Here is a 25,335-nt window from a genome sequence, read left to right as displayed (position 1 = left end):
TTCGCTTGCTGCGCTTTAATTTCTTGTTTTCGCGCATGTCGTTGTCGCAAAACCGCGGCACACTTTTGCGCGACATGCTTCAATCGAGGAACGGCAATATCATCAGCGCTTCGGGATCGAGACCGTGCCGTGTGCATATGTCGCGAGCCGAAGCAAAGTGCCTTTCCGCACCGTCGAGGTCACCCGCATCAAGGCAGAGTGTCGCCAAGCCATCATAGCACGGAAACAACAGCTGCGCCTCTCGGGTTTCGAACGCGAGCTCGAGAGCCTCCTCGTAGAGACGCCGCGCGACATCAGGGCGCCCGTGGCACTGGTCGATCTGTCCCAGCACCAGCAACGACACCGGCAGATGATCGCGCTGATCGAGCTCACGGTCGATCGCGATCGCCCGTTCGGCAGCCGGAATGCCGTCGGCCGCACAGCGGTCGGTGAAGGTGCAATAGGCCACGGCCAAATTGGAAAGCAGCCGCGCCTGGAAGCCAAGGTCGCCGATACGGTGCGCCATGTCGAAGCCGAACTTGCAGACTTCGATGGCCCTGCGCGGCTCGATGATCGTGTAGAGAACGGCAAGATTGGTGTAGCCGCGGCAGGCCGCATTGAGCAGATCGGCAGCCTCCGCGACGGCGACGCTACGCTCGATCGTTGCGATTGCCTCGGAGCCGCGGTTAAGGCGCGCCAACGCCACGCCCTTGGTATTGAGGGCTTCTGCCGTCACCCGGTCCATTTCGCGCCGCGCCTGCAGAGCTTGCGGCATCAGACCGCTGATGCGTTTCAAGGCGTCGTCGGCCCAGACAATCGCGTCGGCATAGTTGCCCATGCGAAAGGCAAGGTGGCCCCGCTCCTGGGAGAGATGGGCGCTTTCGATCGGCGCATCCGCGTCTTGCAGAAGCTGGGCCGCGTTCGCGAAGGCCGCCAGTGCCTCGTCGCGTCGGGCTGCCTCCCACAGCAGATGTCCGAACTTGCGCTGGATGCGGGCCGCGGAGATCCGATCGTCGGTGGCGCGATAGACGTCGAGGAGGGACGCGTAGTGCCCCGCAGCCGTATCGCGCTGCCCCGAAGGCCCGAGCAGGTCGGCAACCCGCTCGCGGGCGGCAAGCCATTCGGCTCCCTCCTCGCCGGCCTCCGCCCAGGCGGCCATCGCCTGTTTGTAGAACCGGATAGCATCGTCGTTCGCATAGATCGCCTGCGCACGTTCTCCCGCCGCCATGAGATAGCGTGCGCCTTTCGACTTATCCTCCGACTGGCTGAAGTGGTGGCCAAGCAGCGCCATTTCCTCCAGTCTCGTGGTCTGCGCTCCATAGCGGCGCTCGAGCCGGTCGGCGACGACGGCGTGTATCTCCGCACGTCGTCGTAGAAGCAGGTTGTTGTAGACGACCTCCTGCAACAGCGTCTGGGTGAAGCGATAGGTCTGCGCGCCCTGCAGGCGGCCCTCTCGCGTCTCCTCGATAATCTCGGCATCGCACAGGATATCCAGCGCGGCATCGATCGTCGGTTCGTCGCCAGCGACAACCCGCAGCAGTTCGACATCAAACCGTGGGCCGATGACCGCCGCATGATGAAGCAGCCTGCGCGACTGCGGCTGCAGCCGGTCGACCCTGCCGAGCAGCATGGCTTCGATGGTCACCGGAATATCGACGGTCGCCTCGCGCTCGACCACGCGCCAGGCGGCACCGAAGTGCTTGAGAGCATCGACTTCGATCAGGCCGCGCACGATTTCCTCGACGAACAGCGGGTTCCCGCCGGCGCGCGCCAGTATGCGGCCGGCCAACCCGCGGTGCAGACCATCGGCACCGAAGAAGGCGGACAGCAGCCTGTGCCCTTCGGCATCGGTGAGCGGCGCAAGCCGCAACGCCGTCAGGCTCGTTCGGCCAGGTCTCAGCCGGTCGACCGCCGTCTCGGGACGCTCCGTCGTCAGCATCATCAATGGACTGCCCTCCATCCGATCGAGGATAAAGGCGATGGCATCGAGGGACGCGGCATCGGCCCAATGCAGATCCTCGATCACCAGCAGCAGCGGCGTTCGCGACAGACGTCGCTCGAAGATGGCGCGCACCGCTGCAAAGAGCTGGCGACGCATCTGTTCCGGCTCGACATGGCGCAAGCTTTCGTCCTGCGTCCCCATTCCCAGGATGCGCAGGAAGAGCGGGAGGAGCTGTTCAAGTTTTTCGGGCGCAAAGCCGATCTCGGCCAGCCCCGCTGTCAGCAACTCGGTGGTGCGTTCCAGGGTATCAAGGGTCGAGATGCCATAGGCGCCGCGCAACACAGATGCCAGGACGCCGTAGGATGGCTCTCCAAGCGGAGATGAGCTTGCCCGACGAACGACGACATGCCCGAAGCGCGGGTCGACGGCGACCAGCCCGAGAAATGTATGGACGAGCCGCGATTTTCCCATCCCCGCCTCGCCGGACAGCCGCACCAGTTGTGCCGCTCCGTCACAGGCAAGCTCCAGGCAATCGAGCAGCCGCTTCATTTCCGCGTCGCGCCCGACCAGCGGTGCCGTCAGGCCCAACGCCTCCAGGCCGCGGGCGGCACCAGGGGCGTCAAGCACCTTTATCAGCCGGTAGACCTCGACAATGCCGGCTTTGCCGCGCAAGGCGGTTGCACCCAGCGCCTCATAGGCAAAAGCATGCCGGGTCACGCGATAGGTGACGGGGCCTACGAGAATCTCGCCTGGTCCCGCCATGGACTGCAGGCGCTGGGCGGTGTTCACGGCATCCCCCGTGACCGAATAGGATTTGCTGTCTCCAGCTCCCAGGGCACCGGCGACAACGGTGCCGGTATTCAAGCCGATGTGCAGGTTCACCGGCGCGCCGATGCGATCCTCCCAGCGTTCACCGATCAGGTTTGCCCGCGCGATCATGTCGATCGCAGCGCGAAGGGCGCGCTCGGCATCGTCCTCATGCGCCACCGGGGCGCCAAAAAGCGCCAGCAAGGCATCGCCGATGAATTTGTCGACGAAGCCGCCATAGGTTTCGACCGCTTCGGTCAACTCCGCAAAAAGTTCATTCTGAAAGGTCTGCAGGATCTCCGGATCCACATACTCGCCAAGGCCGGTGAAACCGCACAAATCGGCAAAAAGGATGGTCGCCGTGCGACGGTCGGCATTTTCGTTGTCGCTCGATACCGATGGGGATTGACCCCGTACCGCCCTCGGCAGCGGCATGACGGCGACCTGCCCCGAAACCAGGACCTTTACGGCCACCGGCTTGTCCAACGGCATCCCGCAATTCGGGCAGAAGGCGAAACCGGGCAGGCAGTCTGCACCGCAGCCCGGACATGGGCTTAGCTGTCTGGCCCCGCAGCTCGGGCAAAACGAAAAACGCCCCTCGATCTCGCAACCGCACTCGTGACACTTCATCAATAGCGAACCTTCGAAGAGGCCCCGCGCCGCAGGCTATCCAGAGCCATTTGCACTCAGTCAACGCAAAACAATGAACCCGTGGGCGCGGGTTTGCAAGCAATCGCTAACATGAAGATATCAAGGTCTGACAGGATCCGAACAGGACGCGCCATGGCGCCGTTCTGCACTCACCCGTCGGCCAGGCGGACGCCTCGACCGACGGGAGCGATGGCGTTGAAATCAGGAGTGGGTGCGGCGCGAAGTCGGCCTGCTCGCAAATGCCCCGAGATCAATGGCCGCACCGTCCGGTGCCCGGCACACGTCTTCGGGGTGCCGATCGCTTGCTTCCACCGCGAAATGGATCGCCGCCGCCTCGTTGGTGAAGAGCCCTCCGACCAGTCCCTTGCGGTCGGAGACAACCCACCACCCGTGGTTGTCGCGCCCGACGACGAAACGCGCGCGCGCCGAAAAGCCGCGTCGCACCTGCTGCTGCATACTGCCCATGATCGAATTTACCTCGTTGATGAAGAGCGCGGCGGCTCAGCCGGCAAGCCAGGGGATGACGGTCTGGATACCGTAGGCGAGCCCGAGCACGATGCCGAGGCGGATGCCGATCCCGAGGAAGGCATCGCGAACGACACTGTTGTCGGCTGGATGGGTCTCGATCTCCTGCAACCGGCGTCGTTGTTCCGCCTGCGCGGCCAGATGGGGAAAGCGTGACATGGTCTGTCTCCTTTGAGGTATTTGATGCGAAGGGCGGGCCGATCCGGCCGTGCACAACGGTAAGAGCCGTCCAATTTGCGATGACATGGAACTGCCCGATCGATCGTCGCGACGTGGTCTCAGCTCGCAAGCGCCAGGGGCAAGCGGGGGCTGAGGTGCTGGCCGCGGGGCGCCTCGATCAACGGTTCGAGCGCCGAACGGATTTCCGCCGCCGTTTCCGGCGACACCGTCGTCAGCGGCAGCCGCACTTCGGGGCTGAAGCCCCGCGCCAGATGCAGGGCGTACTTGATCGGGCCCGGATTGGTTTCGCGTTCAAGCGCGGTGAACAACGGCTGGAGCCGTTGATGAATGGCGACGGCCGCCTGGGCGTTGCCGGTTGCGATCGCATGGTGCAGCGAAACCATCAGCCGCGGCACGACATTTGCCGCCACCGAGATCGTCCCCTGCCCGCCGCAAAGGTTGAACGGCAGCGCCGTCTGGTCGTTGCCGGAGAATTGGCAGAGCCGCGCCTTGACCGCTGGCGATGACGCAAGGAAGCGACCGATGTCTCCGGTCGCGTCCTTGACGCCGACGATACCGGGCAGTTGCGCCAATCGCTCAAGCGTGCGCGGCGCGACGTCGACACCGGTGCGCGAGGGCACGTTGTAGACGATGACAGGCAGATCGACCGCCCGGACCACGGCCTCATAGTGGCGATAGATCCCTTCCTGGGAGGGTTTGCTGTAGTAGGGCGCAACGATGAGCGCGGCATCGGCGCCGAGCGCCTTGGCCTGTGCGGTCTGCTCGATCGTCGTCTGCGTGCAGTTGGTGCCGGTGCCGGCGATAACTGTGATCTTTCTATCCGCAACCTCGACGCATCGTTCGATGACCATCGAACGCTCAGCGCGCGAAAGCGTCGCCGCTTCTCCTGTCGTTCCGCAGGCGACGATGCCTGAAATGCCGTGGCGGATCTGCCATTCGACGAGCGACATCAGGCCGATGGTATCGACCTTGCCGTCTTTGAATGGCGTGACCAGCGCCGTGATCGCCCCTTCGAGGCGAAGCGAATGATCGCTCATGGAAATATCCTTCAGGTTGGAAGATGACTGCTGCGGGTGCCATCGCTTCTGATGACAAGCCCATGGACGCGGCAGCATTGCAGGAAGGCCGATAGGATCGCCGACGCCAGATCGGCGTGGCGCGCCTTGAATGTGACACGGCCAGCACCTTGAGGCGCGTAGCGAAGGGCGCAGGTCCACACTCCGCACTCATGGCTGAGGGTACGCAGGCAGAGCTTGGCTTTGGTCGCCGTCGTCAGGTGGATCACGGCGTCGACCAATGCGTCGGCGGCCATGAACTCTCGGAACCGGCGCGACGGCCAGTCTTCGGCGACCAGGCCAGGCATGTCGCGGAGCAGCCGAACGGCCTCCCAAACGTGATGTTCACGCAGGCGGCGGACCGCCGAAATACGCACGAGCAGGTGCCTCAAGGCATCCGGGGCGCCTTCGGTGTGGTCCGGCTCCGTGAAGGGGCCGATGCCGGGGTGGTGATCCGGTGTGCGGGAACGATGGCGAAAGCTGAAATCGTGAAGGGTCATGGTGCTCACCCGTTGTCGATGAGCAAACGCTACCTCCGCCCCGCGTCCGGTTTCGATTGCGACTTGCATCGGCCGACATAAGATTTCCATAAGGGCGGTTGCATGCCGGGTGTCCAAGTCAAAGCCGCGGCGCTAGACTGGCGCGAGGGGGCGATATCCGGCCGAAGTGCGTGCCGTGACGCGTCGAAATAATCTGACGCAAAAGATGACGTGCACGCAATTTTGCGCTAGGTAGCCCCTGCACTGGCGGTCGGTGATCGCCATATCAGCCAATGACATTTCGTCCTTGAAGGAAAACGTCCATGCCTGCCTATCGCTCCCGCACCACCACCCACGGCCGCAACATGGCCGGCGCCCGCGGCCTTTGGCGCGCGACGGGCATGAAGGATGGCGACTTCGGCAAGCCGATTATCGCGGTGGTCAACTCGTTCACGCAGTTTGTGCCTGGCCACGTGCACCTCAAGGACCTCGGCCAGCTCGTCGCCCGCGAAATCGAGGCGGCCGGCGGCGTCGCCAAGGAATTCAACACGATCGCCGTTGATGACGGCATCGCCATGGGCCATGACGGCATGCTCTATTCGCTGCCGTCGCGCGAGATCATCGCCGACTCGGTCGAATACATGGTCAATGCCCACTGCGCCGACGCCATGGTCTGCATCTCCAACTGCGACAAGATCACCCCCGGCATGCTGATGGCGGCACTGCGCCTCAACATCCCGGCCGTCTTCGTATCCGGCGGCCCGATGGAAGCGGGCAAGGTTGTCATGCACGGCAAGACCCATGCGCTCGACCTGGTCGATGCCATGGTCGCTGCCGCCGACGACAACATCTCCGACGAGGACGTCCAGGTCATCGAGCGCTCCGCTTGCCCGACCTGCGGCTCCTGTTCCGGCATGTTCACCGCCAACTCGATGAACTGTCTGACGGAAGCGCTCGGCCTGTCGCTGCCGGGCAACGGCTCGACCCTCGCCACCCACGCCGATCGCAAGCGCCTCTTCGTCGAAGCCGGCCACCTCATCGTCGACATCACGCGGCGCCACTATGAACAGGACGACGAAAGTGTGCTGCCGCGCAACGTCGCCTCGAAGCAGGCGTTTGAGAATGCCATGGCACTCGACATCGCCATGGGCGGCTCGACCAACACCGTTCTGCACATTCTCGCCGCCGCTCATGAGGGCGAGGTGGATTTCACCATGGCCGACATCGACCGGCTGTCGCGCAAGGTTCCCTGCCTGTCGAAGGTGGCACCCGCCAAGAGCGACGTGCACATGGAAGACGTGCATCGTGCCGGCGGCATCATGTCGATCCTCGGCGAACTCGAAAAGGGTGGCCTGATCAACCGCGATTGCCCGACCGTGCATAGCGAAACCCTCGGCCACGCCATCGACCGTTGGGACATCACCCGCACGACGAGCGAAACCGTTCGCAACTTCTTCCGTGCGGCTCCCGGCGGGGTTCCGACCCAGGTCGCCTTCAGCCAGGCAGCCCGCTGGGACGAACTCGACACCGACCGCGAAAAGGGCGTCATCCGCTCGGTCGAACATCCCTTCTCCAAGGACGGCGGCCTTGCAGTCCTCAAGGGCAACATCGCGCTCGACGGCTGCATCGTGAAGACCGCCGGCGTCGACGAAAGCATCCTGAAGTTCTCCGGCCCGGCACGCGTTTTCGAAAGCCAGGACTCGTCGGTCAAGGCGATCCTTGCCAACGAGGTCAAGGCCGGCGACGTCGTCGTCATTCGCTATGAGGGGCCGAAGGGTGGCCCTGGCATGCAGGAAATGCTCTATCCGACGAGCTATCTGAAGTCGAAGGGCCTTGGCAAGGCCTGCGCCCTGATCACCGACGGCCGCTTCTCGGGCGGCACCTCGGGCCTTTCGATCGGCCACGTCTCGCCGGAAGCAGCAAAGGGCGGCACGATCGGCCTGGTGCGCGAAGGCGACATGATTGACATCGACATCCCGAACCGCACGATCAGCCTGCGCGTCGACGAGGAGGAACTCAGCAGCCGCCGCGCCGAGCAGGACGCCAAGGGCTGGAAGCCGACCGAAATCCGCAAGCGCAAGGTGACGACAGCACTCAAGGCCTACGCTGCTTTTGCCACGTCCGCAGACCGCGGTGCAGTTCGCGATCTCGGCGATCTCTGAACGGACGACGATTTAAGAGACGAAGGGCTCCCGCTCGCGGGGGCCTTTTTTATGCGGGTGGCACCGCTCACGACCACACACGCCGTTACCAAGCTCAGCCCGCCTGTTCCGCACGCGATTCACCTGCTATTTTAGATTTATCTAATTTTATCGGGGTGAACGATGACAAACGCAGCGGACCTGCTCGGCACCTGGAAAATGCTCTCCTGGACCCGCAAGGCGGTGGTATCGGGCGAAGTCACCGATGCCATGGGGCCAGACCCTATCGGCTATCTCTCCTACCAGCCCGATGGCCGCATGACTGCGGTGGTGGTCGAGCGTCACCGACCCGCACCAAAGGGCACGGCACCCACCGACGAGGAAAAGGTGGCGCTGTTCGATTCGATGCTCGCCTATGCCGGCTCCTATACGCTTGACGACGGCAAGGTCATCCATCATGTCGATGCGAGCTGGAATCCGATCTGGGGCACTTCGGACCTGATCCGTCCCTATATTCTGGATGGCGAGCGGCTGGTAATCCACAGCGCGCCGGGCGTCGATCCGACAACCGGCGAAGAGGTCACATATCACCTCGAGTTCCGAAAGGTTTGAAACTTGCCGCCGCGCCTCGCCGATGCCTGAGGACCTGTCCTACAGCGCTTTCGGTTCAGACGGAGGCACAGAAGCACGCTATCTCCTTGTTTCCTCGCATCTTCTGCCGGAAAACCGCTTCGCACTTTTCCGGGAAATTCTCTAGAGATGCCGCGTTTCGGCCGGCGGGTGGAACCAGTTGTTGTTGCGGCCGTCCATGTATTGAACCGGCGCCTCTGCCAGCACCGCCGGATCGAGATCGTCGAGGGCGGCCAGATTGACGGAGTAGTAGGCGCCGCCGATCTCTTCGATATAGCCATGGCCAAAGGCGGCAATGCCGCAGGTCTTGCAGAAGCGATGATGCCCGCTCATGCTTCCGAACTGGTAGTCGGCGATATCGACTTCCTCTGCCTGCAGTCGGAACGCATCCGGTTTGACGATCGCGCCCCAATAACGCTTTTTCCAGCAGATCGAGCAATTGCACTTGCCGGTACCGGCGTCGAGATCGATGTCGGCCTCATAGCGGATCTTTCCGCAATGGCAGCTTCCCCGATAGGTCAGTTTCATCACCGTCACTCCCAATTGAAGACCAGACTACGCGCGCTGAGCGCAACAATGTTGACAACTTATTGTCAATTTCACTTTTCGCATAACGACAACATATTGTCAAATAATTTGGCGACCAGGCTTCGGGAAACGGGCGCCAGCGGGCGCCGCATCCGGATAGCGCACCTGCCTAAAGGTGTCTGACTTCTGCAGGGGCATTGGCCCAGTTGTCGCTGCGTCCGTCCATATAGTAGACCGAGGCGTCGGCGAGCGCCGAAGGGTCGAGGTCGTCGACGCAGGCGAGATTGACGGAGTAATAGGCCCCACCCAGTTCCTCGACGTAGCCATGAGTGAACGGCACGATGCCGCAGGCTCGGCAGAAGCGGTGATGACCGACCTTGGCGCCGAACTGGTAGTCGCCGATATCGGCCTCATCGCATAGAAGCCGAAAATCTCCGGGCTGGACCTGCACGCCCCAATACCGCACCTTGGCACAGAGCGAACAGTTGCACTTGGTCGTTCCGGCGTCGAGGTCGAAATCGGCCTCGTAACGCACCACGCCGCAGTGGCAACTGCCTTTGTAGGTTCGTTTTGCCATTCCCGTTTCCTTTTCGTACGATCAAAACGCTTGCGACGAGTGCGCCATCATGACAACATGCTGTCATTATCCACCATCGCACAATGGTAGTTACTGTCAACATGAATGACCCCGTCCGCACCCCCGCCGGCCACGCCTTCGCCGAGTTCGCCATCTCGGTGCTTCGCCTGACCGGTCCATTGACGGCAGCAGGCGACGTGCTCGCCAAACCCTCAGGCCAGAGCAGCGCGCGCTGGCAGGTACTGGCGGCCGCAAATCACGCGCCGATGTCGGTTGCCGATGCCGCGCGTGCGCTTGGCCTTGCCCGTCAGGGCGTGCAGCGCATCGCCGATCTGCTCGAAGGAGAGGGACTGATCGCCTACGGCGACAATCCGGCGCATCAGCGTGCCAAGCTGATGATGCCGACGCCGCGCGGCGAAGAGGTGCTGGATGAAATCAAGGCGAGGCAGGCCGTCTGGGCCGATGCCTTCGGCGCGGAGCTCGGCGAGGAGCGGCTGCAGCAGGCATCCGCATTGATCGCCGACGCCATCGCCCTGCTGCGGGATCGCCCGGCGACGGCTTAGAGCATTCCCAGGAAAAGTTCGAAGCGGTTTTCCGTCAGGAAATGCGTAAAGCAAAGAGATAACGCGCCTCCACGATTCCGTCTCAATCGGAAACACTCCAGAGCGCTGGCCCGGCTTTAAGAAAACTGCAGAAGATCGGCGCGCAAACGCTCCGGCCCGCCCTCGCCAAGCCTCTCGTCGACGACCTCGTGGATTGCCTTCCAGATCGGAACGGCCCGCCCCAGCAGCCGCTCGCCCTCCGGCGTCAACCGCAGCCTGCGCGACCGCCGGTCGTCCTCGTCGGCGAAAATCTCGACGAGCCCGCGTCGTTCCAGCGGCTTCAGCGCCGCCGTGAGCGTCGTCCGGTCCATGGCAAGCAGCGAAGCCACGGCACGCATGTTCGGCGGCACCGGGCGATTGAGCGACATCAGCAGGGAAAACTGCCCGTTGGTGATGTCAAGCGGTCGCAACGCCTCATCGAACTGACGGGCGATCGCACGGGCCGCGCGCTGGACGTGCAGGCACAGGCAGGTGTCCTTTACGAACAATGTGGTCTCGAACGGATTGGTCGGCGATTTTGACATGATTGATTAATGTTGATATCAACGTAATTAGTCAAGTGCAACGTTGGAAGGAGGAACGGGCATGAGACAGGAGCATGCAGTCGTATCGCCACAGGAATGGCTTGAAGCGCGAAAAAGCCTGCTGGATCTGGAAAAAGAGCACACCCACCTGAGGGACAAGGTCAACGAAGCGCGCCGCGCCTTGCCTTGGGTGAAGATGGAAAAATCCTACATCTTCGATACGCCGAACGGTCAGAAATCCCTGGCCGATCTCTTCGACGGACGCAGCCAGCTTGTCGTCTACCACTTCATGTTCGGCCCGACCTGGGAAGCAGGATGCCCCGGCTGCTCGTTCCTCGTCGATCATTTCGACGGCATGCTGCCGCACCTCAATCACCACGACGTCACCTTGATCGCCGCGTCCAATGCGCCGCTTTCCAAGCTCGAGGCCTACAAGAAACGCATGGGCTGGCACTTTCCCTGGGTTTCGGCCGAGGGCAACGGCTTCAACAGCGACTTTCACGTCGCGTTCACTCAGGCCGAACTCGCTGAAGGCAAGGTCGTCTACAACTTCACCGAGACCGAAAGTGCCAATGCGCACGAGGAACTGCCTGGCCTCAGCGCCTTCCAGAAGGCCGACGACGGCGCCGTCTACCACACCTATTCCACCTATGCCCGCGGGCTTGAGGAAATGGTCGGCACGCTGATGCTTCTCGACCGCGCGCCGAAGGGGCGAAATGAAGAGGGCACACAGGGTTTCGTGCGTCGCCACGACGAATATGAAGATGCCCCTCGACGCAAGGCCGGCTGAGCCTCCGATAGCAACGCACCCGGCGATGGAACCTTTCCTCTTCGCGTGCGTTTCTACTCGCCTGTACCCTTGACGTGCATCTCAGATCGAATGGCAAGCCGCCCTCGGAAGGGAAACATCGATGAAAGCGGAGCCGCAGGAGGCCCATCGCTGGCTTGAGCAATTGCTCGGCGATTGGCAGGTGCACACACCCGATGCGCCGGTGAAAGGCCCCCCCTGGACCGAACATGTTCGCAGCCTTGAAGGTCTCTGGACGGTCTTCGAAGGGCGCGGCACGATGCCGGACGGCAATTTCGGCCAGAGCTTGATGACCCTCGGTTACAACCCTGAAACCGGTCGCTTCGTTGGGACCTGGGTCGGTTCGATGATGACCCACATGTGGATCTATGACGGCGAGCTTGAACCCGACGGACGGACACTCTCCCTCTATTGCGATGGTCCGGACTTCGATGTTCCGGGAAAGCAGGCGAGATATCGCGACGCAATAACCCTTCACGGCCAATCCCTACGGCTGCTGACAGCCCATGTCAGAAGGGACGACGGGACCTGGAAGGAACTGATGACGGCGCAATACACCCGCCTCTGACGGCGAATTTCAAACATATCACTCGGCGCGCGTTGGCCTCGATCAGCGCGGCTTCCAACTTTGCAACCGGAGGACAGAAGATGGCAGGCCATCACGGCAAATTCGTCTGGTACGAACTGATGACGACCGACATCAGTGCGGCAGAAACCTTCTACAAGGATGTCGTCGGATGGGACGCCCGCGACGCCGGCATGCCGGGCGTGAGCTATACCCTGTTTACGAAAGGCGAGCAGCAAGTCGCAGGGCTGATGACCATGCCCGAGGGCGCACTCGAGATGAACGTGCCGCCCGCCTGGCTCGGCTATATCGGCGTCGACGATGTCGATGCCGCGGCCGCGGATGTTGCTGCCAAGGGCGGCAAGATCCACCGCGCGCCCGACGACATCCCCGGCATCGGCCGCTTCGCCATCGCCACCGACCCTCATGGAGCGGTTTTCGCCCTGTTCACCGGCATCGGCGAACCACCACCCGCTGTCGACCCGATGGCGCCCGGCCAGATCGGCTGGCACGAACTGATGTCCGGGGACCTCGACACGGCCTTCCCCTTCTATGCCGGGGCCTTCGGCTGGACCAAGGACCAGGGCATGGATATGGGCGAGATGGGCACCTACCAGATCTTTGCCATCTATGGCGCCCAGGCCGGCGGCATGATGACCAAGCCGAAGGACATCCCGTCCCCTTATTGGCTCTATTACATCAGCGTTCCAGCGCTCGACACGGCCATCGAGCGCATCAAATCCGGCGGTGGCAAGATCGTGCTCGAGCCGATGGAAGTGCCGGGCGGGGCCTGGATCGTCCAGGCGCTCGACCCTCAAGGCGCCCTCTTTGCCCTGGTCGGCCAGCGAGGCTGAGCGCCATTGAAACGGATCTGCCTGGCACCCGCCGATGCGGCTCAGGCAGGTCGAACCGCACTGGGCGCCGGACGTCAGGCACAGTTCTGTCGACTGCGCATGCCCTGCGCCGTGCGCATCCCTCAGTTGCAGTTTTACCCCTGGTATTTTAGGGCATTTCAAGGATATTTAACACCTTATGCGATAGTACTGCGGCACGTATCACTGATCGCGGAAAGCATTCGTTCTCCGCGGCAACGAATTGTCGCGACCTCCGGTACGTTGCCGGTGCATTGGTGGACCAACTTCGCGCAAATGACCAATCACACCGACAATGAGCTAGAGGGCCGCAAGAGCGTGGGGGATATTCGCTCGGCCAAGCTACTTCGCCGCAAACTGCAGTGGCTGATTGGCATCGTGGTGGCCTGTACGGGTGTACTGGCAACCGAAATCATTGCCGCATCCTATTCCGACTTCGTTATCGCCCGACGCAACCTTGTGGAAGTCATGGCGTTCTGCCGTGTTCTCGACACGGCGACCTATCTGTCGGCCGAGCGCGGACCGTCGAACGGGGTCATGGGCATCGGCGTCGCGACGGGCTCGGTTCAGGCACGCCTTGCCGAGTTCAGGTCGCGCAGCGACGCTGCCCTCTCCGAGATCATTGCCGGCGCGACCGATGGCAGTCGGTCGGAGCCGGCAGCGGCACTCTCCCCCATCCTGGCGGAAGTCCAGCGCCGCCTTCTCATCGCCCGCGCCGAAATCGACCGCATCGCCGCCATGCCGCCGGAACGCCGCGACCTCAAGGAAATCCAGCTGGCGATCGAAGGCATGTTCGCGGTGATCGACGCGATGCGCCCCGCCTTCGACTGGAACATCCAGCGCCTGACCAACACCGATCCCAATCTGGCCGGCATCGCCATCGCCGCCCATATGCTGGCCAATCTGCGCGAGGACGGTGGCCGCCTCGCCTCCCAGCTCATGGCTCCGGTCGCGGTCGGAAAACCGCTGGAAGCCAGGAACATCGCCGACAGCGAGCGAACCCGTGGTCGCCTGCAGGAAATCTGGTCTGTCGTCGGCAGGCCGGGCGCGTTGCCCGGGCTGAAGCCGAAGAACATCGCCGATATCGCCGCGATCGAGCACCAGTTCTTCGGCGAAGGTTTTGCGATTATCGACAGCGTCGTGTCGGTCGGCCGGCATACCGGGCACTACCCGATGACGGCCGAGCAGTTCACCGACCGCTACGTTCCGAAAATGAAGCCGCTCGAAACCCTTCGCCGCGATTTCATGGATGCGACTGTCGAGAGGCTCGCCAGCAGCAAGACGCAGGCCTCGATAAAGCTGACGATCGCCAGCACGGCAACCTTCGCCCTGTTCATCGTCCTTCTCATCCTCATGCGTCGCGCACGTTCGCTGGTCTTCGAGCCGCTGCTGCTCGCCCGCCACAGCATCATCGAACTTGCCAACGATCGCCCGATCGCCCGATTGAGCGGCAAGGGCGGCGAAGGCGAAATGGGGCGGCTCTTCGATGCGATCGACGTGCTGCGCCTAAGGCTCGACGAGCGCACGCTCCTGATGAAGCATCTCGAACGCCAGGCCGAAACCGATGAATTGACCGGCCTGCTCAATCGTCGCGCGCTGGAACTCATCGGCGGCGCCGAGGGCGCGGCAGGCAGCGACAAGAACGCCTGTCTCATCCTCATGGATATCGACCACTTCAAGCAGATCAACGACACCCATGGCCATCTCGTCGGCGACATCGTGCTGAAGGAAACCGCACGCATCATCCGCTATTCCGTGCGCTCCTCTGATCTGGTGGCCCGTTTTGGCGGCGAGGAGTTTGCCGTCATTACCCCTGGCGACGATCTCGAGGCAGCCCGCGCCCTTGCCGAGCGCATCAGGTCGAACCTGGCGCGCGCGCCGATCACCCTTGCCGATGGCCGGGAACTCAGCGTCACCGCAAGCTTCGGCGTCGCCGGCGCCGACGCCAATCCGGGCTGGAAAGGCCTGATCGAAAGCGCCGACACCGAGCTCTACCGGGCAAAATCCGAAGGGCGCAACCGCGTCTGCGGCTAGCCCTGGACTCCCGTCTCGTCATCAGCCGGAAAGCCGTGCCCGCCCCGCCAGAAAATCGAGCATCACCCTGACGCGCGACGGCAGCGCGCCGCCCTGCCCTTGAAACACCGCATGGAAGGTTTCTCGGTCCCCCGGATTGAGATGCTCGAGAAGCGGCACCAGCCGGCCGGCTTCGATGTCGTCCCGAACCGTGAAGGCCGCCATCCTCGCCAGTCCGACGCCGGCCAGCGCCAGCCGGCGCAATCCCTCGCCGTCGCTGACGCGCACCTTTTCGCTCGGCGGCACCAATATGGTCTGCCCATTGGACAATACCGGCCAGCCCTCGACGGCCCTGTTATAGCTGAGGCTCAGGCGGTTGTGCTTCAGCAAGTCTTCAAGGTTCTCGGGCCTGCCGCAACGCGCGATGTAAGAGGGCGCTGCGACAATGATCGTCGCCGTGCTGCCGAGTTTGCGCGCAATCAGGCTGGAGGCCTTGAGCGGCCCCGCGCGGATCGCGATGTCGACGCGCTCCGTCATCAGGTCGACGACGGCATCGGTCTGGATGATATCGACCGACAGATCCGGGTATGCGCTCAGCAATTCCGGCAGCAGCGGCATCAGCACATGGGTGGCAAAGGACGCGCTGGCATTGATGCGGACACGCCCTGCCGGCGCGTCAACGGCGGCTGCCTGTCTCTCCGCGTCGTCGATATCGGCGAGAATGCGGGCCGCCCGCTCGTGAAAGGCACAGCCCTCCGGCGTCAGCTGCAATTGCCGCGTCGAGCGGTTGATCAGCCGCACGCCAAGCCTGTCTTCCAGCCGCTGCACCAGCTTGCTCACCGCCGACGGCGTCATGCAGCATTCGCGCGCGGCTGCCGAGAAGCCGCCGAGCTCGACGGCCCTGACGAAGACGGCCATTTCGCCGGAACGGTTGATCGAGTTTCGAGACATGTGATTTGAACTCACAAATGATGTTCCTGCAAATGGTCTACCTCTCAAATGGCGCAGACACCACCTTCCTCTTGCTAGACAGGCATGAAAGCAACGAGGAGTTCGAATGATGGAATACAGACGGCTTGGCTCATCAGGATTGAAGGTTCCGGCACTCAGTTTCGGCGCTGGTACGTTCGGCGGCAAGGGCCCGCTTTTCAGCGCCTGGGGCAACAGCGACAATGCCGAGGCACGCCGTCTCGTCGACATCTGCATCGAGGCCGGCGTCAATCTGTTCGACACGGCAGACGTCTATTCGGACGGCGCCTCCGAAGAGGTGCTCGGCGCGGCAATCAAGGGCCGGCGCGACGAGGTGCTGATCTCCACCAAGATGTCGCTGCCGATGGGCGACGGCCCGAACGACGCCGGGTCCTCCCGCTCGCGGTTGGTCAAGGGCGTCGACGACGCGCTGCGCCGCCTCGGCACCGACTATATCGACCTGATGCAGCTGCACGCCTTCGATGCCGGTACGCCGGTCGAAGAGGTGCTTTCGACGCTCGATACGCTGGTGCGTGCCGGCAAGCTGCGCTACGTCGGCGTTTCCAATTTCGCCGGCTGGCAGTTGATGAAGTCGCTGGCCGCGGCGGAAAAACACGGCTACCCGCGCTACGTCGCCCATCAGGTCTACTACTCGCTGGTCGGGCGCGACTATGAATGGGAGCTGATGCCGCTTGGGCTCGATCAGGGCGTCGGCGCGCTCGTCTGGAGCCCGCTCGGCTGGGGTCGGCTGACCGGCAAGCTTCGGCGCGGCCAGCCCTGGCCGGAAGGAAGCCGCCTGCACGATACTGCCTCCTTCGGCCCTCCGGTCGATGACGACAAGCTCTATGACATCGTCGACGTGCTCGACCAATTGGCCGAAGAGACCGGCAAGACCATCCCGCAGATCGCCATCAACTGGCTGCTGCAGCGCCCGACGGTGTCGAGCGTCATCATCGGCGCCCGCAACGAAGAGCAACTGCGCCAGAACCTGGGTGCTGTCGGCTGGTCGCTGACCGCCGAGCAGATCGGCCGGCTGGACAAGGCCAGCGGCAAGACACCCGCCTACCCGCACTTCCCCTATCACCTGCAAGATGGCTTCTCGCGCCTGAACCCGCCGGCAGTGTGATCGCCAGCCCTGGCGAAAGACAGCGCCGGAGAAATCCGGCGCTGTCTTTCGCGCTTGCTTTCTCTCTTCGCATTGCACAAACTTCCCGGGAATGGCGGCGCCAGACTTGCCATCGAGGGGACAAAATCCGGTATGTCGATCAAGGCCAGTATCTACCACCTGACCCACTATACCTATGACCGCCCGATCAGGCTTTCGCCGCAGATCATCCGATTGAAACCGGCGGCCCACTCCAAGACCAAGGTCATCAGCCACTCGCTGAAGGTTTCGCCGGCCAACCACTTCGTCAATCTGCAGCAGGATCCCTACGGCAACTATCTCGCCCGCTACGTCTTCCCCGACCCGGTCACCGAACTGAAGATCGAGGTCGATCTGGTCGCCGACATGACCGTCTACAACCCCTTCGACTTCTTCATCGAGGAAGAGTCCGAACACTGGCCCTTCGCCTATCCGGAGGACCTGATCGACGACCTGAAGATCTACATGACGCCGGAACCCATGGGGCCGGCGCTCGCCGCATTCATGGCGACCGTCGATCGCTCGCGGCAGCGCACCATCGACATGGTCGTCGGCCTCAATGCCAGGCTCCAGCAGGACGTCGGCTATGTCATCCGCATGGAGCCCGGCGTCCAGCTGCCGGAGGAAACGCTGACGTCGGCCAGAGGGTCATGCCGGGATTCGAGCTGGCTGCTTGTGCAGATCCTGCGCAACCTGGGTTATGCCGCCCGATTCGTGTCGGGCTATCTCATCCAGCTTGCGCCCGATCTCAAGGCGCTCGACGGCCCGTCCGGAACCGAGCGCGACTTTACCGACCTGCACGCCTGGGCCGAGGTCTACCTGCCGGGCGCGGGCTGGGTCGGCCTTGACCCGACCTCGGGCCTTCTGACGGGCGAGAGCCATATTCCGCTCGCCGCCACGCCGCATTACCGCAACGCCGCCCCGATTTCCGGCGGCTTCTTCGGAGATCCCGCGACCCGCACCGACTTTGCTTTCGATATGAAGGTTTCGCGCGTCGCCGAGCATCCGCGCATCACCAAACCGTTCTCCGACGAAAGCTGGGAAGCGTTGAACGCGCTTGGCAAACATGTCGACCAGGTGTTGTTGGAAAACGACGTGCGCCTGACGATGGGCGGCGAGCCGACCTTCGTGTCGATCGACGACTTCGAAGCCGAGGAATGGAACACCGAGGCCGTCGGGCCGACCAAACGCGAAAAGGCGGATATCCTCATCCGCCGGCTGCGCGAACGCTTCGCACCCGGCGGTTTCCTGCATTACGGCCAGGGCAAGTGGTATCCGGGCGAAAGCCTGCCGCGCTGGACCTTCTCGCTCTACTGGCGAAAGGACGGCGTGCCGATCTGGCGCGAGCCCGATCTCATTGCCGAGGAAAACGGGCGCCATGACGTGACGGCCGGGGACGCGGAGCGCCTGCTCCATGTGGTGGCCGCCGAATTGAACGTGCCGGCCGAGATGGTGGTGCCGGCCTTCGAAGATCCGGCCGACTGGCTGCTCAAGGAGGCGAACCTTCCCGACAATGTCGATCCGGCCAATTCCAAGCTGAAGGATCCAGAGGAGCGCAGCCGCATGGCCCGCGTGTTCGAGCGCGGCCTGACGGCACCGACCGGCTACGTGCTGCCGGTGCAGGCCTGGAATGCGCAGGCGACCGGCGTGCGCTGGATGAGCGAGAAATGGCAGACACGCCGCGGCCGCATCTTCCTCGTTCCCGGCGACAGCCCCGTCGGTTATCGTCTTCCGCTCGGCGCCCTGCCCTATGTCCCGCCGTCGGCCTATCCCTATATCCATCCTGTTGACCCGACCGTTCCGCGTTACGATCTGCCGGATTTCGCCGAAACCAGCACGCGCCAGCAGCACTCGCGTTTCCAGGCATCGGAAACGCCTGAAAGTCCTCAAGCCCCGCCACGCGATGAAATCGCCGGACTGGTGCGCACCGCCATCAGCGTCGAGCCACGCGACGGCAGGCTCTGCGTCTTCATGCCACCAACCACGAGCATCGAGGAATATCTCGACCTGATCGCTTCGACCGAACGGGCGGCCTCAGCCCTCGGCCTGCCGCTGCATATCGAAGGCTACGCCCCCCCGCACGACGAGCGCATCAACGTCATCCGCGTGGCACCCGACCCCGGCGTCATCGAGGTCAACATCCATCCGGCCGTCAGCTGGCAGGAGTGCGTCGATATCACTACGGCGGTGTACGAAGAGGCGCGTCAAAGCCGGCTCGGCGCCGACAAGTTCATGATCGACGGCCGCCACACCGGCACTGGCGGCGGCAATCACGTCGTCGTCGGCGGCGCCAACCCCAATGACAGCCCGTTCCTCCGCCGTCCCGACCTTTTGAAGAGCATCGTGCTCTATTGGCAGCGCCATCCGGCACTCTCCTACCTGTTCTCCGGCATGTTCATCGGGCCGACGAGCCAGGCCCCGCGCATCGACGAGGCCCGGCACGACCAGCTCTACGAACTGGAAATCGCGCTGGCGCAGGTGCCGCTGCCCGGCTCGGCAACGCCGCCACCGCTGCCCTGGCTGGTCGATCGGCTGTTCCGCAACCTGCTCGTCGATGTCACCGGCAACACCCACCGCGCCGAAATCTGCATCGACAAGCTGTTTTCGCCTGACGGGCCGACCGGCCGCCTCGGCCTCGTCGAGTTCCGCGGCTTCGAGATGCCGCCGAACGCCCGCATGTCGCTTGCCCAGCAGTTGCTGGTGCGCGCGCTCATCGCCCGCTTCTGGAAGCACCCGCTCGATGGCCGCTTCGTGCGCTGGGGCACGGCCCTGCACGATCGCTTCATGCTGCCGCATCATGTCTGGCAGGATTTTCTTGAAGTCCTTGCCGATCTGCGCGCTCACGGCTTCGACCTTCGCCCGGAATGGTTCGAAGCCCAGCTCGAGCTCCGCTTCCCTTTCTGTGGTGAGGTCGAATACGAGGGCGGCAAGCTGGAAATCCGCCAGGCGCTGGAGCCCTGGCATGTGATGGGCGAACAAGGGGCGATCGGCGGCACCGTTCGCTATGTCGACAGCTCCGTCGAGCGACTGCAGGTCAAGCTCGATACGCCCAATCCCGAGCGCTACACGGTCACCTGCAACGGTCGTCCCGTACCTCTTTCCAAGATCGGCGCCAACGGCAGTGCCGTTGCCGGCGTCCGTTACAAGGCCTGGCAGCCGGCCGCCGGCCTGCACCCGGTTTTGCCCGTGAACACTCCCCTTACATTCGATATCTATGATACATGGTCGAATCGGGCGATTGGCGGATGCGTCTACCACGTCGCCCACCCGGGCGGGCGCAGCTACGAGACATTTCCGGTCAATGGCAACGAGGCAGAAGCGCGGCGACTGGCGCGGTTCGAGCCCTGGGGCCACACCCCGGGAGGCTACCTGCTTCACCCGGAAAGCCCGTCGATGGAATTTCCGCTGACGCTTGATCTCAGGCGTCCGCCAGGAGCGTAAATGGCGAAGAAGCAGACAGCAGCCGCAGACCGGCAGGGCATCGATGACGATCCGGTCTTCGGCTATCGCGCACTTCCCGGCATTGCCGACGAGATGCTCGACGCGCAAGGCAACGTGCGGCCCGTCTGGCAGCGGCTGCTTTCGACGCTCGGCCGCCTCGACGACACCGAGCTTGCCAACCGCTTCGCCCGCGCCGACCGCTATCTGCGCGATGCCGGCGTCTTCTATCGGGTCTATGGCGGCAAGGACAGCTCGGAGAGAAGCTGGCCGCTATCCCATATCCCGGTTCTGATCGACGAGAATGAATGGGCGACGGTCTCGCAAGGGCTCATCCAGCGGGCCGAGCTTCTGGAGAAGGTGGTCGCCGACGTCTACGGCGAAAACCGGCTGGTGCGCGAAGGCCTGCTGCCGCCGGCGCTTGTCGCGTCCAACCCCGAATTTCTCCGGCCGCTCGTCGGAGTCAAACCGGCCGATGGCCATTTCCTGCAATTCATCTCCTTCGAGATCGGCCGCGGGCCTGATGGCAACTGGTGGGTGCTTTCCGATCGCACCGAGGCACCGTCCGGCGCCGGCTTCGCACTCGAAAACCGGGTCGCCACCACCCGCGCCTTTTCCAATCTCTATGCCGAAACCCACGTGCATCGCCTCGCCGGCTTCTTCGGCGCCTTCCGCGACACGCTGCAGGCGCGCAAGCTGCACCCGGACGATCGCATCGCGGTGCTTTCGCCCGGCATCGCCAACGAGACCTATTTCGAGCATGCCTATATCGCCCGCTATCTCGGCTTCATGCTCTTGGAAGGCGAAGACCTGACGGTTGTCGGCGGCCGGGTGATGGTGCGCACCGTCGCCGGGCTGAAGCCTGTCGGTGTTCTCTGGCGCCGCCTCGACGCCGCCTTCGCCGATCCGCTGGAACTGAACCAGTCCTCGCATATCGGCACGCCGGGCATCGTCGAGGCTCTCCGGGCCGGGTCCGTCGCCATCGTCAACGCACTTGGCTCCGGCATCGTCGAAACCCGCGCATTTCTCGCTTTCATGCCGGCGATCTGCCGGCACCTGCTTGGCGAGGACCAGAAGCTTCCGTCGATCGCCACCTGGTGGTGCGGCCAGACGTCCGAGCGGGCCGAGGTTGCCGCCAACATCGAGCGCATGGTCATCGGTCCGGCCTATGCGACACGTCCCTTCTTCGACGACAACAGCCAATCCGTGCTCGGCGCGACGCTTGCCGAACGGGACAGAGCAGCGATCCCCGATTGGCTCGATGCCGAGGGCGGAAGGCTTGTCGGCCAGGAGGCGGTGACTCTGTCGACCACGCCGGCCTGGGTGCGCGGCCGCCTGACGCCACGCCCGATGAGCCTGCGCGTCTTTGCCGCCCGAACGCGCGACGGCTGGCAGATCATGCCCGGCGGTTTCGCCCGCATCGGTTCCGGCGACGACGTCGCCGCCATCGCGATGCAGGCCGGCGGCACGGCGGCCGACGTCTGGATCGTCAGCGACCGGCCGGTCGAGCGCACCACGCTTCTGCCGGCCGAAGAAAGCTTCACCCGCAACATGCCGGGAAGCCTGCCGAGCCGGGCCGCCGACAACCTGTTCTGGCTCGGACGCTACATCGAGCGGGCCGAAGGGGCGTTGCGCATCTTGCGCGCCTGGCATGGCCGCTTTGCCGAGACGGCCGACCCGAGCCTGCCGCTGCTGCAGGACGTCACCGACTATCTGGCGGCGCTGGATATTGATACTCGCCAGGCGGTGCCCGACAGCCTGCTGGCCAATATTTCCAGCGCGCTCTTCAGCGCCGGCAATATCCGCGACCGCTTTTCGCCGGACGGATGGCTGGCGCTCAACGACCTGTCGCAGACGGCCCGCAAGTTCCATGCGACCGTACAGTCGGGCGACGATGCCACCCGCGCCATGACCGTGCTCTTGCGCAAGCTTGCAGGCTTTGCCGGTCTGGTGCACGAGAACATGTATCGTTTTACCGGCTGGCGCTTTCTGTCGATCGGCCGCTACATCGAGCGTGGCCTGCACATGACGCGGCTGCTCGGCCATATGTCCGGCCCCAACGCACCCGATGGCGCCTACGACATGCTGCTGGAGATCGGCGACAGCGTCATGACCCACCGCCGACGCTACAATGTCAACACGGCCGCACTCACCGTAACCGACCTTCTGGCACTCGATCCGCTCAACCCGCGCTCGGTGCTCTATCAGCTCAACGAGATCAAGACAGAGGTCGAACTCTTACCCAATGCCTATGTCAACGGCCAGATGTCGCCCTTCTACCGCGAGGCGATGCGCCTGCATTCCGGCCTTGCCGTCATGACGCCGGAGGCCATGAACCTCGGCGTCTACAACAGGCTGGAGCGGGACCTCGAAGAGCTTTCCAACATTCTCGCCAACACCTATCTCGGCTGACCGCAGGACAGGACCATGCTCTACGACATCAGCCTGAAGATCACCTACGGCTACGAAGTGCCCGTGTCCGGCGGGCGCCATCTGGTTCGCGTGTTGCCGGCGACGCTGCCAGGCCGGCAGCGGCTCGTCGTTGGCTCGCTCAGTTGCCACCCGATGCCGGCGGAACGCTCCGAAAGCGTCGACTTCTTCTCCAATCCCTTCACGGCCATCCTGTTCCGCTCCGCCCATGACGATCTCGTCATCCGTATGCAGGCGCGTGTACAGGTGGAGCCGCTGCCGCTGACAGCAGACTTTTCGGCGGATCTTTCCCGCTTGCCCATGGAGCTGGCCGCGTGCTGGTCGGTCGAGCCGGACGCCCCGCATCATTTTGTCGGTCCGAGCCCGCTGCTCGCAGAGGTGCCGGAAATCGCGGACTACGCGCAAGCCGAGGTCACGCCCGGCATGACGATCCGCCAGATTGCCACTGCGATCTGCGCCCGCATCCACCGGGACTTCGTCTACGACGCCGAAGCGACGACGGTGAACACCACACCGGCCGAAGCCTTCGCGCTCAAGCGCGGCGTCTGCCAGGATTTCACCCATGTGATGATCGTGGCGCTGAGAAGCCTCGGCATCCCCGCCGGATATGTTAGCGGATTCTTAAGAACAATTCCCCCTGAGGGCAAGGAACGCCTGGAAGGCGCCGACGCCATGCACGCTTGGGTTCGCATCTGGTGCGGCACCACCGCCGGCTGGTTGGAACTCGACCCAACCAACAATATTCCCGCAGGAACCGACCATATCGTCGTCGGCCATGGCCGCGACTACGGTGACGTCGCACCCGTCATCGGCGTCTTGAAGAGTTACGGCGGACAGAAGACCGAACAGGCCGTTGACGTCATTCCGGTCACCTGACCCGTTTCGAGACATCGCTTTCCCGTTTTCAAACACCACGACATCGCCGGAACCTGCTGTAAGCACTGGATTTCCGGCATTCCGATAAAATTGATTCTATCGCCTGAACGATATCGTAAGTCATCGCCGCTAATGTCGCCTCAAGCTTGCAACGTGTTCCTTGGGGTGTGCAGAGATGGGAAAACGATCCACGATCAACCGGTCCTTCATGGCTATGCTGAAGGATCGTGGCGGCAATTTCGGCATAATGGCAGCCTTGGTAATGCCATTGATCCTTGCCGCCGGTGGCGTCGCCATTGACATGGCCAAGATGGTAACCACCAAAAACCAGATGCAGGATGCGGCCGACGCGGCAGCACTTGCGGCGGCCTCGGCCCTGGTATCGAAGGAAAAGCCCGATATCGCGAAGGCCAAGGAAATTGCGGCAAACTTCCTCAAGGCGCAAACCGCGGGCAATGTCGTCGACCTTCCGGCCGACGACAGTGGCGCCCCGGTCAGCGGCTCTCTCGCATCGGCCAAATCGGCACCGCCTGAAGAGCTGGAAGTCAACTCCTCGACGGTCGACATTCTCGAGAGCGCCAACGGCGCGACCGGCAAATCCTTCAAGGTGACGGTCGCCAACAAGAAGACGATCCAGTTCAACGCGATGACACGCCTTCTTGGGCAGGATTCGATACTGCTCGAAACCCGGGCCACGGCGGAAAGCGCCACCGAAACCAAGAACGCGCTGTCGATGTACCTCGTCCTCGACCGTTCCGGCTCCATGGCCTGGAAGACCAACACCAAGGACAACACGAAGACGTCGTGCCCGAACTACACCGAGGCGAACTGGGGCAAATACCCGAACCTCAAGGCCACCAGCCCCTGCTATGTCACGAAGGTCGATGCCTTGAAGACAGCAGTGAAAGATCTGCTCACGCAGCTCAAGACGGCTGATCCGAAGGAAGTCTACGTCCGCACGGCGGCCATTTCCTACAATTCGGCGCAGGACACCGCTGGCAATCTCGCCTGGGGAACGGCTGGAACAGGTACCTACGTCAACGCCCTCGTTGCAACCGGTGGCACGGCATCCGGCAACGCCTTCAAGACGGCTTACGGCAAGGTCACCGCGACCACCGAGGACACGGCGCACAAGGCCAAGAATGGTCAGGTTGCCACCAAGTACATCGTCTTCATGACCGATGGCGACAACAACAACACCAGCGACGATACCGTGACGCTGCAATGGTGCGATACGGCACGCAAGAACAACGTTCAGGTCTACACCGTCGCCTTCATGGCACCCGACCGCGGCCAGAAACTGCTCAAGGCCTGCGCGACGACCGCGGCCAACTACTTCGAGGCGGATGAAGCTGCCGACTTGATCGCAGCCTTCAAGGCGATCGGCGAGAAGGCCTCGGCCATGGCAACCCGCCTGACCAAGTAAACAAACAAAAGCGCGCACCATTATGCCGCCCGGTCCAGCCGGGCGGCATTTTTCGTCGGCGCGACGGTCAAAGCCACAGTTCTTCGTCGCGCATCCCTACTATTCAGGCAATTCTAATCCTTTTAAAAACAGCTGTTGCAAGCGCTTCGGATCGATGCATAAATTGCCCATCCC

At 63.2% G+C, this 25,335-nt stretch carries 21 protein-coding genes; 12 read left to right on the top strand and 9 right to left on the bottom strand.

What is annotated here, in order from left to right; translation table 11 throughout:
• Positions 1–79: 79 nt before the first annotated feature.
• The 5 genes from BLJAPNOD_RS05980 to BLJAPNOD_RS05960 all read right to left on the bottom strand — a co-directional run bounded on the left by BLJAPNOD_RS05980 (position 80) and on the right by BLJAPNOD_RS05960 (position 5,639).
• Positions 80–3,358, bottom strand: coding sequence for an adenylate/guanylate cyclase domain-containing protein (locus BLJAPNOD_RS05980; protein ID WP_115419231.1), 3,279 nt, complete (start codon positions 3,356–3,358; stop codon positions 80–82).
• 222 nt (positions 3,359–3,580) lie between these two features.
• Complete coding sequence (locus BLJAPNOD_RS05975) at positions 3,581–3,844, bottom strand: hypothetical protein (RefSeq protein WP_115419230.1); 264 nt, start codon at positions 3,842–3,844, stop codon at positions 3,581–3,583.
• 36 nt (positions 3,845–3,880) lie between these two features.
• On the bottom strand, positions 3,881–4,063 hold the full coding sequence (locus tag BLJAPNOD_RS05970) for a hypothetical protein (protein WP_115419229.1): 183 nt from the start codon (positions 4,061–4,063) through the stop codon (positions 3,881–3,883).
• Between the two features lie 119 nt (positions 4,064–4,182).
• A complete protein-coding gene (gene dapA, locus BLJAPNOD_RS05965) occupies positions 4,183–5,121 on the bottom strand; it encodes a 4-hydroxy-tetrahydrodipicolinate synthase (protein ID WP_115419228.1) in 939 nt (312 codons plus the stop codon).
• Between the two features lie 11 nt (positions 5,122–5,132).
• A complete protein-coding gene (locus tag BLJAPNOD_RS05960) occupies positions 5,133–5,639 on the bottom strand; it encodes a hypothetical protein (RefSeq protein ID WP_115419227.1) in 507 nt (168 codons plus the stop codon).
• A 302-nt stretch (positions 5,640–5,941) separates the two neighbouring features.
• On the opposite strand from BLJAPNOD_RS05960, the gene ilvD reads away from it, so the two are divergent.
• Both ilvD and BLJAPNOD_RS05950 read left to right on the top strand, forming a co-directional pair.
• Positions 5,942–7,780: a dihydroxy-acid dehydratase gene (ilvD, locus tag BLJAPNOD_RS05955; protein WP_115419226.1), complete on the top strand. Its 1,839-nt coding sequence runs from the start codon at positions 5,942–5,944 to the stop codon at positions 7,778–7,780.
• A gap of 162 nt (positions 7,781–7,942) precedes the next feature.
• Positions 7,943–8,371 carry a lipocalin-like domain-containing protein gene (locus BLJAPNOD_RS05950; RefSeq protein ID WP_115419225.1) on the top strand — a complete coding sequence of 143 codons (429 nt, stop codon included), beginning with the start codon at positions 7,943–7,945 and terminating at the stop codon, positions 8,369–8,371.
• 141 nt (positions 8,372–8,512) lie between these two features.
• Here the strand turns inward: BLJAPNOD_RS05950 and BLJAPNOD_RS05945 are convergent, their stop codons facing one another.
• Both BLJAPNOD_RS05945 and BLJAPNOD_RS05940 read right to left on the bottom strand, forming a co-directional pair.
• On the bottom strand, positions 8,513–8,917 hold the full coding sequence (locus BLJAPNOD_RS05945) for a GFA family protein (protein WP_077500571.1): 405 nt from the start codon (positions 8,915–8,917) through the stop codon (positions 8,513–8,515).
• Positions 8,918–9,086: 169 nt separating this feature from the next.
• Complete coding sequence (locus BLJAPNOD_RS05940; RefSeq protein ID WP_077500569.1) at positions 9,087–9,494, bottom strand: GFA family protein; 408 nt, start codon at positions 9,492–9,494, stop codon at positions 9,087–9,089.
• Positions 9,495–9,595: 101 nt separating this feature from the next.
• On the opposite strand from BLJAPNOD_RS05940, the gene BLJAPNOD_RS05935 reads away from it, so the two are divergent.
• Positions 9,596–10,057 carry a MarR family transcriptional regulator gene (locus BLJAPNOD_RS05935; RefSeq protein ID WP_115419224.1) on the top strand — a complete coding sequence of 154 codons (462 nt, stop codon included), beginning with the start codon at positions 9,596–9,598 and terminating at the stop codon, positions 10,055–10,057.
• Positions 10,058–10,173: 116 nt separating this feature from the next.
• Here BLJAPNOD_RS05935 and BLJAPNOD_RS05930 read toward each other — a convergent pair whose 3' ends face one another.
• Complete coding sequence (locus BLJAPNOD_RS05930) at positions 10,174–10,620, bottom strand: MarR family winged helix-turn-helix transcriptional regulator (protein ID WP_115419223.1); 447 nt, start codon at positions 10,618–10,620, stop codon at positions 10,174–10,176.
• A 61-nt stretch (positions 10,621–10,681) separates the two neighbouring features.
• Between BLJAPNOD_RS05930 and BLJAPNOD_RS05925 the strand changes: the two genes are divergently transcribed.
• The 4 genes from BLJAPNOD_RS05925 to BLJAPNOD_RS05910 all read left to right on the top strand — a co-directional run bounded on the left by BLJAPNOD_RS05925 (position 10,682) and on the right by BLJAPNOD_RS05910 (position 14,899).
• Positions 10,682–11,410 carry a thioredoxin family protein gene (locus BLJAPNOD_RS05925; RefSeq protein ID WP_115419222.1) on the top strand — a complete coding sequence of 243 codons (729 nt, stop codon included), beginning with the start codon at positions 10,682–10,684 and terminating at the stop codon, positions 11,408–11,410.
• A gap of 121 nt (positions 11,411–11,531) precedes the next feature.
• Positions 11,532–11,996 (top strand): DUF1579 domain-containing protein, encoded by a 465-nt coding sequence (locus BLJAPNOD_RS05920; RefSeq protein WP_077500561.1) that lies wholly within the window; start codon positions 11,532–11,534, stop codon positions 11,994–11,996.
• Between the two features lie 80 nt (positions 11,997–12,076).
• On the top strand, positions 12,077–12,847 hold the full coding sequence (locus BLJAPNOD_RS05915) for a VOC family protein (protein WP_115419221.1): 771 nt from the start codon (positions 12,077–12,079) through the stop codon (positions 12,845–12,847).
• Between the two features lie 294 nt (positions 12,848–13,141).
• Entirely contained in the window at positions 13,142–14,899 is a 1,758-nt protein-coding gene (locus BLJAPNOD_RS05910; RefSeq protein ID WP_158556096.1) for a GGDEF domain-containing protein, read from the top strand.
• Positions 14,900–14,920: 21 nt separating this feature from the next.
• On the opposite strand, the gene BLJAPNOD_RS05905 is transcribed toward BLJAPNOD_RS05910, so the two are convergent.
• Positions 14,921–15,829, bottom strand: a complete 909-nt coding sequence (locus BLJAPNOD_RS05905; protein WP_115419219.1) for a LysR family transcriptional regulator — start codon at positions 15,827–15,829, stop codon at positions 14,921–14,923.
• A gap of 109 nt (positions 15,830–15,938) precedes the next feature.
• Here BLJAPNOD_RS05905 and BLJAPNOD_RS05900 point away from each other — a divergent pair, with 109 nt between their 5' ends.
• The 5 genes from BLJAPNOD_RS05900 to BLJAPNOD_RS05880 all read left to right on the top strand — a co-directional run bounded on the left by BLJAPNOD_RS05900 (position 15,939) and on the right by BLJAPNOD_RS05880 (position 25,161).
• Positions 15,939–16,973: an aldo/keto reductase gene (locus BLJAPNOD_RS05900; RefSeq protein WP_115419218.1), complete on the top strand. Its 1,035-nt coding sequence runs from the start codon at positions 15,939–15,941 to the stop codon at positions 16,971–16,973.
• A gap of 132 nt (positions 16,974–17,105) precedes the next feature.
• Positions 17,106–20,432: a transglutaminase family protein gene (locus BLJAPNOD_RS05895; RefSeq protein ID WP_115419217.1), complete on the top strand. Its 3,327-nt coding sequence runs from the start codon at positions 17,106–17,108 to the stop codon at positions 20,430–20,432.
• The gene (locus BLJAPNOD_RS05890; protein ID WP_115419216.1) at positions 20,433–22,841 is read left to right on the top strand and encodes a circularly permuted type 2 ATP-grasp protein; all 2,409 of its coding nucleotides are present in this window, start codon (positions 20,433–20,435) and stop codon (positions 22,839–22,841) included.
• Between the two features lie 15 nt (positions 22,842–22,856).
• Complete coding sequence (locus BLJAPNOD_RS05885) at positions 22,857–23,735, top strand: transglutaminase family protein (RefSeq protein ID WP_115419215.1); 879 nt, start codon at positions 22,857–22,859, stop codon at positions 23,733–23,735.
• A 175-nt stretch (positions 23,736–23,910) separates the two neighbouring features.
• Positions 23,911–25,161 carry a TadE/TadG family type IV pilus assembly protein gene (locus tag BLJAPNOD_RS05880; protein ID WP_115419214.1) on the top strand — a complete coding sequence of 417 codons (1,251 nt, stop codon included), beginning with the start codon at positions 23,911–23,913 and terminating at the stop codon, positions 25,159–25,161.
• The last annotated feature ends 174 nt before the right edge of the window (positions 25,162–25,335 follow it).

The sequence above is a fragment of the Ensifer sp. M14 genome, assembly GCF_003355565.1.
Lineage (GTDB): Bacteria > Pseudomonadota > Alphaproteobacteria > Rhizobiales > Rhizobiaceae > Ensifer.
This window is presented reverse-complemented; position numbering and strand designations above follow the sequence as displayed.